This is a genomic window from Paenibacillus sp. HB172176 (assembly GCF_011947265.1).
Lineage (GTDB): Bacteria > Bacillota > Bacilli > Paenibacillales > Paenibacillaceae > Pristimantibacillus.
Genome location: NZ_JAATHD010000007.1, coordinates 51,842 through 67,405, shown reverse-complemented (window position 1 = coordinate 67,405; position 15,564 = coordinate 51,842). Strand labels below are relative to the sequence as shown.

The following is a 15,564-nucleotide window of genomic DNA, read 5'->3' as shown; positions in this document are numbered from 1 at the left end:
TTTATTGTGGAATAAATTCGTTCGTGAATGCCTTGGACAAATCCTGCTCTTGCTTCATAAAGCCAATCTCGATGAGGTTCTCTTGAAGGGTATTCCATTCGGACTCTTCCATCTGACCGAGCGGACCTTGATCGGCTTCAAGCAACGGTATACTTGCATTCATCATCTTCGTCTCATGCTCGAGATCAAGCTGATCGCCATTGTTAACGGTAATCTGCGCCGCTTCGTCCGGATGCTCGATCGCATATTGCCAGCCCTCCATTGAGGCTTGTACAAAGCCCTTCACTGTCTCGGGATCATTCTTGATCATCTTTTCGGTTGTAAACAAAGTATCTGCGTAAAAGTTAATGCCGTAATCGCTCGGAGAGATAATGTTGACCTCCTGGCCCTGCTCTTGCGCGGCAATGACTTCATTGATAACATAGCCTGGCCATGCGGCCACTTGACCGGTCAGGAGCGGACTCAAATCATACTTCACCGCCATCTCGTCCATCTTCGCATCAATTCCGGCCTTCTTCAGCATAGCTCGATAGGTGAGCTCTTCATTGCCTCCAAGCTTCACGCCGACCTTCTTGCCAACAAGCCCCTCCATATCAGTGATACCTGAGTCCTTCAGTGTGAAGAGCACGAATGGAGAAGAACGATAAATAACAGAGAGGGCAACCACCGGAGCCCCTTTCTCGCGCGACGAGAGAATTTGATCCGCCCCCGTCACACCGAAGTCTTCACTGCCGGAAGAAACCATCTGCACAGACGGGAAGTCGGAGCCGCCCGGACGAATCTCGACATCAAGCCCGGCCGCTTCGTAATAGCCTTTCTCCTTCGCGATGTAAAAGCCGGCGAATTGCGCCTGATTAATCCACTTGAGACGAAGAACCACTTTCTTAAGCTCGCTTGAACCGCCGTTCTCCGCTGAAGCTGTTGCGGAAGAGCTGCCGCTGTTCGTAGATTTCCCGTTGTTGCCGCAGCCGGCAATGAGCAGCGCAGCCACCGTTAGTACCATCAAAGCCAGTTTCCATTTGCGCATATGAATTCCTCCTCTATATCATGAACGTCTTGTTGTTATTTCCATCATTGCCAAAGCTGCCAGCAGCTTCTCTGAATCCGATACGCTCCCGAATACGCCGCCTTGCATCGTGACCATGTGCAGCGCTGCCTTGTGATTCGAGAAATCCGTCGCGCCTGTGCAATCCTCCAGAATGAGGCATTCATAGCCCCGGTCGTTCGCTTCGCGCATCGTGGTATGCACGCACACATCCGTCGTAATTCCCGTCAGTATGAGATGAGTAATTCCCCGATTGGAGAGGATCAGATCGAGGTCGGTCGCGTAGAAGCTGCCCTTGCCCGGCTTGTCAATAACAGGTTCTCCCGCAATCGGACTCAATGGGGGGATAATCTCCCATCCCGGCTCGCCTCTGACGAGAATACGCCCCATCGGCCCCTCCGAGCCAATCTCGGCGCCCGCTTGTTTGCTTCGCCAACGCTTGTTCGCCGGCAAGTCCGACAAGTCGGGCTTATGGCCTTCGCGAGTATGAATCACCGTGAATCCCGGTATCTCGCGTACGCGCTCCAATAATCTCCTGATTGGTTCTATCGCGCGCGTTGTCAAAGACAGGTCGTAGCCCATTCGTTCCACATAACCGCCCTCGCCGCAGAAGTCCGTTTGCATATCGATGACGAGCAACGCGGTTCGACTCGGATCGAGCTTTCCGTCATATGGCCAATGGTAGGGCGTTGCAGTAACAGTCATGTCAGTTTCCTCCACCTCATTGTCAACTTCTTTCTTTATGTGTCATATTATATCACAACAATCAGAGCTTTTTTATGTAATTATACCAAAAATAATCGCGTACAACTTGTTAAAATCAACAAACGTTTATGAATTTCGAAAATAACTAACTCATAGTGTCATATTTAATCCCACAAAAGTCTGCATAATCTTAACCCCTTAAAGCGACCTCTTCAACCGCAAGCGGGCCGCAAATGTCGCGCGAAGCTTCGAGAACTATTCCATATTTTCAGGTCGAATCGCCTGAAAGGCAAAAAGCCTTCAAAATCCCAGGGGGGGGATCTTGAAGGCTTACTCGCTCTTTGGGTTAAAATAGAAATATAATCCATTAGAATTGGATTTACTTATCCTTCAATAAAGCGAAAATCCCTTAACAAGCGGGCCAGCATCACAACCGCTTCGGCGCGGGTTGTGTGAGCCTTCGGCTCAAAGAGATTCCCGTTTCGTCCTTGGACGATCCCGTCTTGCACGAGATTTGCCACGGCTTGTTCGGCCCAATCCGAAATGCTCGCTTGATCCTCAAAAGCATTCAGGGCTTGGGAGGCATCCGCTTGTGCGGCCTGCCCGTTCACGAAATGTCTTGACCGGTCAATCAGCACCGTAAGTTCTTCCCGGCGTATCGGCTGATGGGGTCGGAAAGTGCTGTCGGCATAGCCCTGAATCAGCCCGACCTTCACGGCAGCTGCTACGACCGGCGCATACCAGGCATCGGTGGACACATCGGCGAACCCGGTATCGGATGCATCACTTTGAACCGTAGTTAATCCCAGCGCACGCACCAGCAAGGCCGTGAATTCAGCCCGCGTAATATTGGCATTCGGGGCAAAGCGATCCGGGGCTGCGCCCGCGACAATCCGCTTGGTCGCCAACAGCTCTATGTCCTGCCGCGCCCAGTGCTTCTCAATATCCCCAAAACTTTTGCCGGCCGGTTCGACTACTGCATAGAGACTGTTATGCGGTACGTGCATCACCATTTCCGGTGTTCCGTCCGGACGCGTTCCCGGCAGGGAAGGGATGTAGCGGAATGTTTTTGTTTCCGGCACCATCTCTACTCCTATTAAGGTGGCGGCATCCTCTGCCTCATCGATGACAATCGCCCGGGTCATATAGATTCCGCCGAAATCGCTGATTTCAAGCGATTGTCCGTCTGCCTCCACCGTCACCTTGAAGTCGATGACACGGCTGACCAGACGCATCCCCTGATCGGCGGCAAGCTGCCGGATCTCTGCTTCGGTGTCCGGATCCAGTTTCTCCAGCTTAATGGTAAGCTTCATATCCTCAAGCTCCACGCCAAGCGTCTCGGCTATCTGCTCCCAATGGAGCGCTGGAATCGCCAGCTGATAGCTTGCGCCGTTTAGCTCCACATGGATAGAGAGGTTCGGCTTGGATTGCATAGCCGATACGAGGGAGGAGGCCGGCAATTGCACTTGCACAATGCCTTCCGTATCATCCATCCGAATGGTCAGCAGGTCCTTCTGCAGTTTCTTCAACGCTTGATTCAGCGCAGTTTCATGAATGCTCATCTGCTCTATAATGGTGCCGTCACCCTGCGTAATCTTTTGGATGTTGTTGGTAGAGCCAAGCAAGAGTGAATCTTCGTATAAACCGGCTTGATTGTTGATGATCGGGAGGGCAAGTGTGAACAGCTTGAAACGATTGGATACGGCTTGCTGTGTATGGCCAACCCTATCCATGCCTCTCACATGCAGGTACCAATCGCCGTTCACACCACTCTTCGTCAATTCATCTCCGCTAGCAAAGCCGGTCCACTCTTCGTCCCCGGCCGGCACACTGGCGCTATTCTTCCATACATACTGCAGACTGGACGGATCGACACCGCTGTCATTGTCACTAATGGTAACGGTAGTGGAGGCCCGGGTTGTATTCTTTTCATTGCCATTCGTGTCGAAGACAATTGCTGGTGCGCTGTTGTCGAGCCGGAAGCGGTTCGAGCCGGCGTCCACGGTGTTGCCTGCTGTATCGGCAGCCCGGATATGCAGGTACCAGTCGCCGTCCACGCCGCTTAGCGACAAACTGTCCCCGCTTGCAAAGCCGTTCCATGCTGCCCCGCTGTCCGGCGTGCTTGCACTTTGCGTCCACACATAGTGCAGGCTGGCCGTATCGATGCCGCTGTAACTGTCGCTAACGTTAACGGCAGTGGCGGCCGAAGTCTCATAGGATTCGTTTCCGTTCGTGCCGAAGATGGCTTCGGGTGCGCCGTTGTCGAGCCGGAAACGGTTCGACACGTCTTCCATGGCGTTGCCTGCTGTATCGGCAGCCCGGATATGCAAGTACCAATCGCCGTCCACGCCGCCTAGTGATAAGACATCTCCGCTTGCAAAGCCTGTCCACGCCACCGCATCACCGGGCATGATTGCCTCGTCTGTCCACACATATTGCAGGGTGCCCGTATCGATGCCGCTGTCATTGTCGCTAACGTTAACGGTAGTGGATGCTGTTGCTTCATACGTTTCATTTCCATTCGTGCCCAAACCTGCGACCGGAACGGTTGAATCCACCCGGATGATATAGGATGACGTTAATTCATTATCGGCACTGTCCGCCGTTTTCACATCCAACGTATGCTGGCCTTCATTGCTGAAGGAAACCGGTGCGGAATAAGGCTGCCACGCCGATCCGCCATCGAGGGAATAGGTTGTGGAGATCACCTCTACTCCATCGGTCGTTTGGTTCGTATACACGCTTGCCGTCACGCTTTGGTTCACCCAATCGCCTGCATTGTATTCACTGTCGTCGGCCAGCTTCAAATGGACATCGAGCACCAAACCGCTGCGGCTGATATGGATCGAGCGGGTCGTTGAGCTTGTATTGCCAACCCTGTCCACTGCCCTGACCAACAGTGTATGTGCGCCTTCGTAGATGAAGGATAGCGGAGCGCTGTAGGGCTCCCACATACTGCCGTTATCCAGTGAATACTGCAGGGTGTCGATTCCGCTTAGTTCGTCTGAAGCGCTCAGGCTGGCCGTCACATTCTGATTCGTCCAGCTTCCGCTTGCATAAGGGGAATGATCCTGCTTCTGCAGCTCGATCTCGATCAAAGGGGCGCTATTGTCGAGCCGGAAGCGGTTCGACGAGGCATTCGCAACATTGCCCACTTCATCGGCAGCCCGGATATGCAAATACCAGTCGCCGTTCACCCCGTTTTGTGTGAGCGAATCCCCGCTTGAGAAGCTTGTCCATGCGGAGCCGTCATCCGGCGTACTGGAGCTTTGCGTCCACACATACCGCAGGGTGTCTGGATCGACGCCGCTGTCGCCGTCGCTGACGGTAACGGTCGTCGAAGCGGATGATGCATACGTTTCACTTCCGTTCGTGCCCAAGCTGACAACCGGAGCAGTGTTATCTAACCGGAAGCGGTTCGACCCGGCATTCGCAATATTGCCCACTTCATCGGCAGCCCGGATATGCAAATACCAGTCGCCGTTCACCCCGTTTTGTGTGAGCGAATCCCCGCTTGAGAAGCTTGTCCATGCGGAGCCGTCATCCGGCGTACTGGAGCTTTGCGTCCACACATACCGCAGGGTGTCTGGATCAACGCCGCTCTCGCCGTCGCTGACGGTAACAGTCGTTGAAGCGGAGGTCGCCAACGTTTCATTGCCGTTCGTGCCCAAGCTGATAGTGGGAGCTGTTGCGTCTTCCACAATAGTCACGGTGTAGGTTTTCCCGGTCTGGAAGTACGGTTCTACATGGGCTTGAATGACGGTAGAATCTCCCGTCAGCGGAACATGAACTGCCGAAGCGCTCGTTTCATACGATCCGTTGATCTGCAGTTCGGCATATAGGGGACTGGCTAGCGTCGCTGTCACATTTACGTCGGTGGCCGAGGGGTTGACGTATCCCGTATAGCTGGTGACATTCGGATGGAAATTAGGACTTATCGCACCTGCAGCGATAGTCATACTGCTTAAATTCCAATTGCCCGGGGCTGTTAGATCAGGTTTGCCATAAACGCTCTCCCCCCATGACACGATGCTGCCATCCGACTTTAATGCCAAGGAATGATGATAACCAGCAGCAATCGCTACAACACCGTTCTGTGCTGCGGTCGGAACGGTCGTTTGTCCGTCCCCCCACGAGATGACACTGCCGTCTGATTTCAACGCCAGGGAATGACGGAATCCAGCCGCGATGGCTACGACGCCGCTCTGTGCTGCTGTCGGCACGTCCATTAGATCAAAACGATTGTCTCCCCATGCAACGACACTACCATCCGTCTTTAAGGCTAAGGAGTGGTTTAGTCCGGCCGCAATGGATACGACACCGCTCTGCGCTTCAGTCGGAACGGATGCCTGGCCAAAATAATTATAGCCCCAACCGACAACACTGCCGTCCGCCTTTAATGCCAAGGTATGATTGCCTTCAGACACAATCGCTGTGACGCCGCTTTGCGCTGCGGTCGGGACATCCGTTTGACCTGCATCATTAATTCCCCAGGCGACGACACTGCCATCCGACTTTAGCGCCGCGGAATGATTGGCTCCTGCTACAATCGATATCACACCGCTCTGCGCTGCAGTCGGAACAGTTGTTTTACCGTAATCTGATTCCCCCCACGCAATGACAGTACCGTTAGACTTTAACGCCAGCGAATGCTCGCTACCGGCATCAATCGCTACCACGTCACTTTGCGCTCCGGTCGGGACGTTTATTTGCCCTGTATCATTGCTCCCCCACGCGACGACACCTCCATCCGACTTCAGGGCCAGGGCATGATAAAAACCAAGCGAAATTCCACTTGCCTTCACAGGCTTCGATAGTTCAGCCGGGACCGACGCTTGACCATTGCTGTTTAACCCCCAGGCGACGACACTGCCATCCGCCATTAACGCCAGGACATGTGCGCTCCCACCGTCAAGCGCCACGGTGCCGTTCTGCGCACTGCTGGGAATGGTGATCTGCCCGAAAGTGTTGTCTCCCCAAGCAATGACAGAGCCGTCCGCCTTGCGCGCCATGGAGAAATTCTTTCCCGCTGCGACCCCCACCACCTCGCTTTGCGCCCCGGCCGGAACGGTCACTTGACCTCTATAATTGTAGCCCCAGGCGACGAGCGTGCCGTCCGTTTTTAACGCCAGGATATGATTGGCTCCGCTCGCGATCGCCGCGACGCCGCTTTGTGCCTCGGTCGGGACGATCGTTTGACCGTCGCCATTGTTGCCCCAGACGATGACTGTGCCGTCCGCCTTCAGCGCCACAGAATGGCCTGTTCCGGCCGCAATCGCCTTAACCCCGCTTTGCGCATTGGCGGGGACGGTCGACTGCCCCCAGTAGTTGTAGCCCCAGGCGATGACAGAACCGTCCGTCTTCAACGCCAGGGAATGGTTATCTCCTGCGGCAATGGCCACGACGCCGCTCCGCGCCTCGTCCGGGACATTCAATTGCCCGAGATTGTTGTTACCCCAAGCCACGACTTCGCCGTCTTCCGTCAGCGCCAAGGAGTGGCCGTATCCGGCCGAAACGGCTATAACCCCGCCTTGCGCCTCCGAAGGGACGTTCGTTTCGCCATAGGTGCGCCCCCAAGCGACGACCGAGCCGTCCGCCCTTACCGCCAAACTGTGCAAAAAGCCGCTCGCAATGGATACCACGCCTCGTGAACCTGCTGCTGATTGTGCCGCTTCTGTGGTATGCTGCCATCCGGGCAGCGCTATCATACTCATGAACAGTGACACGATCAAAATAATCGATATTCTACTACGAACCCGTCTTTTCACCTTTCGTTCTCCTCTACCTATTCATTTCATAGCTCTTGTGGCACTCGCCTTGGAGAGTTGCTATGATGATTGCCTATTTTCGCATATTTGTCCCCTTGAAATCTTAAAGGTTTCTTAAAGATTTATCTTTTCTCGTTCGGTATTCCACCATGCAAGGAATGTTGTACTATAGTACAAGCATGATTTTTTTCAAGGATAAGAAAGTATATAATTTGGGATTGGGTGATTTACCACAAGCGAGGAAACCTTGGTTGGAGCACTGATAGTAGCTGGGTTTGCGAATAGGACGACGAAGTCGTTTCTGCTTGAGAGGATAAACAGAAGCGTTGATCACTTCTTTGGAGGCTAAAGCGGGCCACAGTGGGGGAATGGAATCAGCGCTCCATACGGTCGCGGATGCCTATCAATCCGAAAACCCTACTTTTGTTTTTAGATTCATCCATTTTTTAAAAGGTTCCCTTCGATTACACATCGTTCCCCAAGATATTCCAATAAGAGGTTGTTCAATAAGCAGATTTCTGAAAACTATTATTATCGGAATTGTGAATACTTAAGCATAAATACTTGTACCACTATGCGTCTCCAAAGTATTTAGGATCTTAAGGACAATGCCCCCAGGGTCGTTCACAGGTCAGGGAAATTTGCCACTTCTGCACAATATAAAAAAGCCTGCTGGCAAGTTCAGGCCACAGGCTTACTAATGGTTAGCATACCATGTCCATTGCCGACAACAAGCTTGTTCGCGAGCAGAAGAGACGTTCGTTTGTTTCCATCCCAAAATATTTGCCGCCGCGCTCCCCACAGGAAATCCGTAATGGCTTTCTCCGTTATGGTCATGTCCGTAGCCAGCAAGTCCGCCAATTCCTGTTCGATCTCGCTCTTCACCGGGAGAGGCGGCACATAATCCGTACCTGAAATTCCGACACGCCCGTTTATTAAAACGCCCCATTCCAGCGCTTCATTCCTCGCCACATCTTCATTGAGCTTGAAAATGAAGGAAAGTGTAACCGGCTCATCAATTGCGTTTATCAAATAACGCCAAGCATCCCTCATATTAAGGACGGCTTGTATGTCGTCCAGCGTGACACCAGGAACATTGACACCGTTCAGTAGCGTTTGGGTTTGCGGAAAAGTAATATTCCGGTTTTCCATCTTCATGCCGCAATATATATTTTCGTCCCATTTCTTCTTAGCCAGAAACAGGCTTTGTTGTAATTCTCTCAAGGCCATCAGATTCTAACGAAGACTCATACTGTTAAATGCCTGAATCTCAGGTCAAAATAAATCTAACGAAGATTGGTATCGTTATTTCATCAAAACGAGTATGATTGCTACCCGAAACCATGAAATAAGACGATAGATCTTCGTTAGATTTGAATAGGATGCCTTTTCAGGACAATAACGTTATCAATCTTCGTTAGCGTTTCGCCTGGCTCCATCCAAGCCTCACGAAATTTTATAAATTCTATAACGACAAGAAAAAGTATCCGCATATTACGGTCGAAAACGTAGACTATGATCAAACAGGAAAAATTCGATTTGACCCGAATCGCTCCCGAGTTTTTGGAAACGATTCGAACATTCCTGATAAAAGTTGGAAGCAGTACGACGATACACCGATATAAAGAAAGTAACGAAACTGATCTTAACAGAACTGATCAACGAGGTTGTCGTATATGATGCCGAGAAGATAAACGGCAAGCGCGTACAGCGCATTGATATTATTACCGATTCGTCGGTCTAATTTCGTAAACTACTGAGGTTGTTACCTCGTTAAAAATAGATTACTCCATTATTCTTCGCAGACGTACCGAGGCACGACTGCGAAGAAATTGGAATGGACATGCGACAGCCTGTGCTGCCTCATGACTGGAGAAAGCCTCAGCTCTGCATGTGGTACACTTGCTCAACGTCCTTGTCGCCGCGGCCAGACAGATTCACAATAATAATCTGATCGCGAGTCATCGTGGGGGCCAGCTTCTTGGCATGCGCTACTGCATGTGCGCTCTCCAGCGCAGGAATGATGCCTTCCGTACGCGAAAGCTCCTTGAAGGCCTCCAGCACCTCCTCATTCGTAACGGTCACATATTCAGCCCGCCCTGTCACCTTCAGTTGACTGTGCTCCGGCCCAATCCCCGGATAATCAAGTCCTGCCGCAATGGAGTACGTTTTCTGGGGCTCGCCATTCTCATCCAGCAGCACCAAGCACTTGAAGCCGTGAATAATGCCCGGCACACCCTGAGTCAGGGTTGGCGCTTTATCCGGCTCTACGCCAATCAGGCGAACGCCCGGCTCGCCCAAATAATGAGCGAATGCGCCAATAGCATTGCTGCCTCCGCCCGCGCAGGCTACCACTGCGTCCGGCAATCGGCCTTCCTTCTCCAGAATTTGCCGCTTCGATTCTTCACTGATTACCGATTGAAAATGCTTTACCATGCTGGGGAATGGATGCGGCCCTACCGCCGAGCCGAGCAGGTAGAAGGTATTCTTATAATTCTGAACCAGATCGCCCAACGCCTCATCCACGGCATCCTTCAGTCGGCCTTGCCCTTTATCGACCGGCACAACGGTTGCGCCGAGCAGCTCCATACGGAACACGTTAAGCGCCTGACGACGCGTATCCTCGGCCCCCATATAAATGACACATTCCATATTAAACATTGCACAGGCGGTTGCTGTAGCAACACCATGCTGCCCCGCGCCCGTTTCTGCAATAATTCGCTTGGCTCCCATTCGCTTGGCCAGCAGAATCTGACCAATGGCATTGTTGATTTTATGGGCTCCGGTATGGTTGAGATCCTCGCGCTTCAAGTAAATTTTGGCCCCGCCCCAAGCTTCGGAAATTCTCTCCGCATAGGTGAGCGGACTCATGCGACCAACATAATCGCGCAAATAATAGTTAAGCTCTTCCTTGAAGTCGGGGTCATCTCTAAGCTTGTAAAATTGCTCACTCAAATAATTCAACACTTCTTGCAGCTCCGGGGGAACGAAGCTTCCGCCAAACTCTCCAAAATACCCCTCTTGCTCCATCTGTTGGTCCATACGTAAACGCCTCCATTCGAAATCATAATCACTTGACTCTATTATTCTATCACGCGAAATGCCGGAGCAGCAGCAGTGAATTTATTCAATATCGAAGCAATCATCAGGCATCATTTCTTATCTTAAGTCAATGCGCCCTTCTCTTCTTGCGCTTAAAATGTAATAAAACGAGGAGGTTATCAGGATGAACATGAACACTTCGCATCACAATCAAAGCATTCAAAACAAACCGGCCGTCATTGCCGGACTATCCCTGCTGATCATGACCATTGCAGCGGCATTCTCTTACGGATATGCGCACAGCTCATTAATCGTGAGCGGCGAACCTGCTACCACGTTTCACAACCTTCAAGCATCGCGTTTATTATTTGACATGGAGATTGTTGGTTGGGTCGTCATTATCCTGACGGACATCTTCGTATCCTGGTCCTTTTATATCCTCCTAAAGCCTGTCCATCGCCAATACTCGCTGCTTGCAGGCTGGCTTCGACTCCTCTACACCGCCGTCCTTGCAACAGCTGTTTCACATTTGGTTATCGCGAGTCGTATCGTTCGAGACGGTACATCCTTATTCAATGATTCGTTGAACGATAGAGCATCGCAAACGCTGTTGTCCGTCACAGCCTTTGAATCGATCTGGTCATTCGGATTAATCTTGTTCGGGGTTCATCTCATCGTCACGGGACTTCTTGCTTTGATGGCAAGGCAGATTCCAACGTTCATCGGTATTCTGTTAATGGCAGCCGGCTTCAGCTACGCGCTGATTCATGTGTTGTACAGCTTTATGCCGCAGCTTGACGGGGTTACTTCCGTACTGGAAACCATTCTGGGCATTCCTATGTTTATCGGGGAATTGAGCTTTGGCATCTGGCTTTTGCTCAAAGGAAGAAAAACAGCTGCGATCCGTTAATCAGCAACCTCTGACTGCGTTGCGCCAAACCTTCTCTTGATGCGGCTGAGGGATTCAGGCGTTATGCCAAGATAGCTCGCCAACTGGTATTGCGGCACTCTGTTAATGAGCTCTGGCCTTTTTTCTTGAAGGGCTTTGAAGCGCGCTTCCGGTGTGGAAGCGACAAAAGCCGCGAAATCATCGTGAATCTTGCCCATATCGGCTTCTATCATCTTGCGCGTCATCGCTTCCAGCACAGGGTTCTGATCATAGATCTCTTGTTCTATCCCGAGGTCCCCAACGACAAGCACACAATTCTCCAGGCAGCCAAGCGAGAATTTGGAAGCCTTATCCGCGGCGTGATGATTGAATATAGTGACGCTTTGTTCTTCGGTGAAGAAGTTGAAGGTGGTTTCCTTGCCCTCGTCATCTACCGCATACTGCCTCATGCAGCCTTGCAGAACAAAGTAGCATTTATCGGGCACTTCTCCCTGATGAAGCAGAATCGAGCCCTTCGGATACGCCGCTGTGGGAACATGGGCTGCAAGGGCTGCAAGTTCAGTTTCGTCAAGGTTCGAAAAACGCTTCATATACTTAATGAGGATATGTTTGATTGAGATCTCCTCCCTATCTCATTTTATGCCCTGATTCCCGCTTGGATCAGCTTCCAGACCGATTCGAATTCGGCTCGAAAATCCATCCTCAGCCAGTTGTCCGCATAAGCCGGCGCGGAGAAATAAGAAAAGGCCAGCATAATGGCCTGCAGGCGCCCCCTATCCTCGATGCCGCTCGCCGCCTTCAAGCTGCCAAGCAAATCGCCGATATGGCGAACAAGCGCCGCCGGATTTCGATCAATATAGGCCGTATACAGCTTGAACATTTCGGGCTCGCGCACGTAAGCTTCATATTTCGATTGACTTAATAGCCATAGCCAGTCGTGCACAATGTCATTCGTAGACGAATATCCCTTCGTGTCGAACGGGAAGATGTTCGCCAGCTCATGGTCCAGCCACGTCAGCGCAAGCTCGGTCCATAGCTCCTCCTTGCCCGAAAAATACTTGTAGATTGCGGCATGCGTTGTCCCAAGCTCCGCGCCGACCTTGGACAGATTCACCTTCTCCATCCCTTGCTCGACGACCATGCGTTGCGCGGTTTCCAATATGAGTTCTCTGCTTAACTGTTTCATGCTCCTATTATACGGGTTGACGAGCTCGGTTACAACTATTGACTTTTGTAACTAGACATTATATGCTTGATTCAGTCGTTAGTTACAAAAATCAAAATATGTAACTTGAAAAGGAGCGTTATTCTTATGCAGCTGTCAAACCGTACAATCATCGTTACAGGAGGCACCTCGGGCATTGGTCTTGCCTTCGCCTTGGCATTATTGAAACGCGGCAATACAGTCATCGTCATCGGCCGGAATCAAGCCACCCTCGATCGGGTGACCAGCCAGCATAAGGGGCTTATCGGGCTGCAGGGCGATGTCTCCAGCGCGAGCTCCGTTCGCGAGATGGCTGCTTTCCTCCGGGACAACTACCCGGAAGCCTCGATCTTGTTCAACTCGGCAGGCATTATGCGCGCATTCGAACTGACGGAGGATCATCTTGACTTGGAGCAATCTACAGCCGAGGTCGAAACGAACTTAAACGGAACGATCTGGATGACGGAAGCGCTGCTCCCGCAATTGTCCCAGCAGGACGAAGCCATGATCGTAACGGTAAGCTCCGGTCTGTCTTACGTCACATCGCCCCTTCATCCCGTCTACTCTGCTACCAAGGCAGGCGTGCATATGTTCACTGACGCGCTGCGAATCCAACTGAGCAATGCAGGCAAAAATATTCATGTGATGGAGCTAGTCCCGCCCCTCGTCTCGGAAACGAATCTGCAATCGGACGCGCACAGCAGCGGCGGACGCGTTCCCAATATGAGCCTGGATACGCTTGTAAAGCACGGCATTCAGGGCATGGAGCGAAACAAAAAGCGGGTCGTTCCGGGCTTATCCAAATTTCTGCGCTTTGCCGGCAAATTCTTTCCCGATGCCATCTCGAAGTCGATGGTGCGGGGTTAAGCTGCCGACGAGACGAATCAGCAATGCCTCAAAGCTGGCCTGCTCTCAGCAGCAGCGCCAGCAGCCAAAGCTCGACAACTAGCGTCCTTTGTCCTTAAGCGAATCTCAACCGCCAATCGCACCTCTTATAGGCGCTTATTGATTTTAATCAGCAATTGCTTTAACGTTTGCTTCTCCTCATCCGTAAGGGTCTGAACGATTTCCTCCTCCACCTTTTGAAACGAATCATGAAAGCCTTCAATTAATTCCACCGCTTTGGGCAATACATATATATTCTTTTTCCGCTCGTTATTGGCAGGGATTTTGCGCTCAATGAATCCTCTCTGCTCCAGGCCCTGAAGCATGCTTGTAATGCTGGCCCCGCGCAAATGGAAGCGATCTGCAAGGTCCTTTTGAATAATATCATGATCCTGGTTCTCGTAAATATAGTCAATAACCTTCCCCTGCTGGGAGCTCAATCCCAGCTCTTTTATACTCTCATCGGCTCTTTTCTTTAGCTTAAGACCAATAATCTGAAACAAATCCAGATAAGGCGTATCTTTGCGGGAATTCATGACTTCTCCTCCTGTAATGGTTAGAGTTCTAATTGTAAGTGATTTAACTATACAGCGGTCCTATGTCCATGTCAAAAACATTAGTTAGTTGACAGTTAGATATCTAACAGTTATACTCCAAATTATTAAATATAATTATCTTTCAGGAGGAATTGGAATGGAGAAAGACGTTCAGAATGCCGCATCAGAAACCGTTACGGCAATTACAAATGTACGAATCTTTGATGGAGATCAACCCATTGCTGCCAGGCATATTGTCATGAAAGGGGCGTCCATTCTATCCGTAGGCGGGGACATTCCCGCCGAAGCCACGATTATCGACGGCGAGCGCGCGACGCTGCTGCCTGGTCTGATTGACGCGCATGTTCATACCTCGATTGGCGGTTTGCGAGATGCCTTGAAATTCGGCGTCACGACAGAGCTCGAGATGAACGGCGATTTTACGGGAAGAGGGCGTGAAATTCAGCTGAAAAATGTGAATGATGTTGCAGACGTCCGTTCTGCCGGCACAGCGATTACCGCTCCTGGCGGACATCCGGACGAATTGCTGCCCGATGATGATGAAATCCCGGAATTTGTTTTGAGGGAGCTGGAAAAACTATCGGAGGAAGACAGGGAAGCCATGCTGGCGGCCTATGCTCACGATCACGAAGAAATACCTCAGGTGACGACGGTGGAGGAAGCGATCAAACATGTGCAAAATCAGATGGAGAATGGCGCCGATTATATCAAAATCATGATTGAAGAAGGAACGGTTATGGGTGCTCCCGGCCTGCCTGTTCTGAGCGATGAAATTCTAAGAGCAGCCGTGGAAGAGGCTCATGCATGCGATAAAATCGTCGTCGCCCACGTCTTGACCGCCCATTCTTCGCAAACGGCCATCGATCTTGGGGTAGACGGCTTGGCGCATTTGTTCATCGACAGACCCGAATATACGTCGGACCTGGTGCAGGCCATCGTCGATTCCGGAGCGTTCGTGACGCCGTGCTTGGTGCTGAACTCGTCCATTATCGGAAATCCGGCATCCCAATTGGCGAAAGACATCCGTGTTAACGCCAAATTAAGCGGGGATTGGATCGATATTTTGAACTCCAGCTTCCATACGTTTCCGCAAGGCGATATGGCAAACAGCTTTCGGAATGTAATGGACCTTCACCGCGCCGGCGTGGACATTCTGGTCGGGACGGATGTCGCCCCCGTTCCCGTTCCGAATCTTGGCGGCCTTGCTCATGGAGCCAGCGTCCATCATGAATTGCAATTGCTGGTCGAGGCCGGCTTCACTCCAATAGAAGCGCTTCAATCGGCGACCGCGAAGCCGGCTCGTCGGTTCGGTCTGCATGATCGCGGCCGCATTGTCGAAGGAGCGCGCGCCGACCTCGTACTGGTCGATGGCGATCCTACAACCAACATATCGGATACCTTATCCATTCAAGCGGTATGGTTCAAAGGCGTTCAGCAGTGAACGACTCTGCCCAGGCAATTCCCATCAC

At 51.6% G+C, this 15,564-nt stretch carries 12 protein-coding genes; 4 read left to right on the top strand and 8 right to left on the bottom strand.

The annotated features are described in order from the left end of the window. Position 1: 1 nt before the first annotated feature. From HFP08_RS11795 to HFP08_RS11780, 4 genes are all read right to left on the bottom strand, one after another. A complete protein-coding gene (locus HFP08_RS11795; RefSeq protein ID WP_168120800.1) occupies positions 2-1,027 on the bottom strand; it encodes an ABC transporter substrate-binding protein in 1,026 nt (341 codons plus the stop codon). 18 nt (positions 1,028-1,045) lie between these two features. Further along, positions 1,046-1,750, bottom strand: coding sequence for a biuret amidohydrolase (gene biuH / locus HFP08_RS11790; protein ID WP_168120799.1), 705 nt, complete (start codon positions 1,748-1,750; stop codon positions 1,046-1,048). Positions 1,751-2,133: 383 nt separating this feature from the next. Continuing rightward, on the bottom strand, positions 2,134-7,518 hold the full coding sequence (locus HFP08_RS11785) for an S-layer homology domain-containing protein (protein WP_168120798.1): 5,385 nt from the start codon (positions 7,516-7,518) through the stop codon (positions 2,134-2,136). A 681-nt stretch (positions 7,519-8,199) separates the two neighbouring features. Further along, positions 8,200-8,742 carry a Fic family protein gene (locus HFP08_RS11780; protein ID WP_168120797.1) on the bottom strand — a complete coding sequence of 181 codons (543 nt, stop codon included), beginning with the start codon at positions 8,740-8,742 and terminating at the stop codon, positions 8,200-8,202. Between the two features lie 370 nt (positions 8,743-9,112). Between HFP08_RS11780 and HFP08_RS11775 the strand changes: the two genes are divergently transcribed. Continuing rightward, complete coding sequence (locus tag HFP08_RS11775; protein ID WP_206109233.1) at positions 9,113-9,262, top strand: DUF4368 domain-containing protein; 150 nt, start codon at positions 9,113-9,115, stop codon at positions 9,260-9,262. 137 nt (positions 9,263-9,399) lie between these two features. Here HFP08_RS11775 and trpB read toward each other — a convergent pair whose 3' ends face one another. Further along, entirely contained in the window at positions 9,400-10,560 is a 1,161-nt protein-coding gene (gene trpB, locus HFP08_RS11770; RefSeq protein ID WP_168120796.1) for a tryptophan synthase subunit beta, read from the bottom strand. A gap of 184 nt (positions 10,561-10,744) precedes the next feature. Here trpB and HFP08_RS11765 point away from each other — a divergent pair, with 184 nt between their 5' ends. After that, positions 10,745-11,470: a DUF4386 domain-containing protein gene (locus tag HFP08_RS11765; RefSeq protein WP_168120795.1), complete on the top strand. Its 726-nt coding sequence runs from the start codon at positions 10,745-10,747 to the stop codon at positions 11,468-11,470. Here HFP08_RS11765 and HFP08_RS11760 read toward each other — a convergent pair. Together HFP08_RS11760 and HFP08_RS11755 are read right to left on the bottom strand one after the other, a co-directional pair. Beyond that, positions 11,467-12,063, bottom strand: coding sequence for a Crp/Fnr family transcriptional regulator (locus tag HFP08_RS11760; protein ID WP_168120932.1), 597 nt, complete (start codon positions 12,061-12,063; stop codon positions 11,467-11,469). The genes HFP08_RS11765 and HFP08_RS11760 overlap by 4 nt on opposite strands. Before the next feature lie 23 nt (positions 12,064-12,086). Further along, complete coding sequence (locus HFP08_RS11755) at positions 12,087-12,635, bottom strand: TetR/AcrR family transcriptional regulator (protein WP_168120794.1); 549 nt, start codon at positions 12,633-12,635, stop codon at positions 12,087-12,089. A gap of 126 nt (positions 12,636-12,761) precedes the next feature. Between HFP08_RS11755 and HFP08_RS11750 the strand changes: the two genes are divergently transcribed. Next, a complete protein-coding gene (locus tag HFP08_RS11750) occupies positions 12,762-13,520 on the top strand; it encodes an SDR family oxidoreductase (protein ID WP_168120793.1) in 759 nt (252 codons plus the stop codon). 125 nt (positions 13,521-13,645) lie between these two features. Here HFP08_RS11750 and HFP08_RS11745 read toward each other — a convergent pair whose 3' ends face one another. After that, positions 13,646-14,074 carry a MarR family winged helix-turn-helix transcriptional regulator gene (locus HFP08_RS11745; RefSeq protein WP_168120792.1) on the bottom strand — a complete coding sequence of 143 codons (429 nt, stop codon included), beginning with the start codon at positions 14,072-14,074 and terminating at the stop codon, positions 13,646-13,648. A 157-nt stretch (positions 14,075-14,231) separates the two neighbouring features. On the opposite strand from HFP08_RS11745, the gene HFP08_RS11740 reads away from it, so the two are divergent. After that, positions 14,232-15,536: an amidohydrolase family protein gene (locus HFP08_RS11740; protein WP_168120791.1), complete on the top strand. Its 1,305-nt coding sequence runs from the start codon at positions 14,232-14,234 to the stop codon at positions 15,534-15,536. Positions 15,537-15,564: the final 28 nt, after the last annotated feature.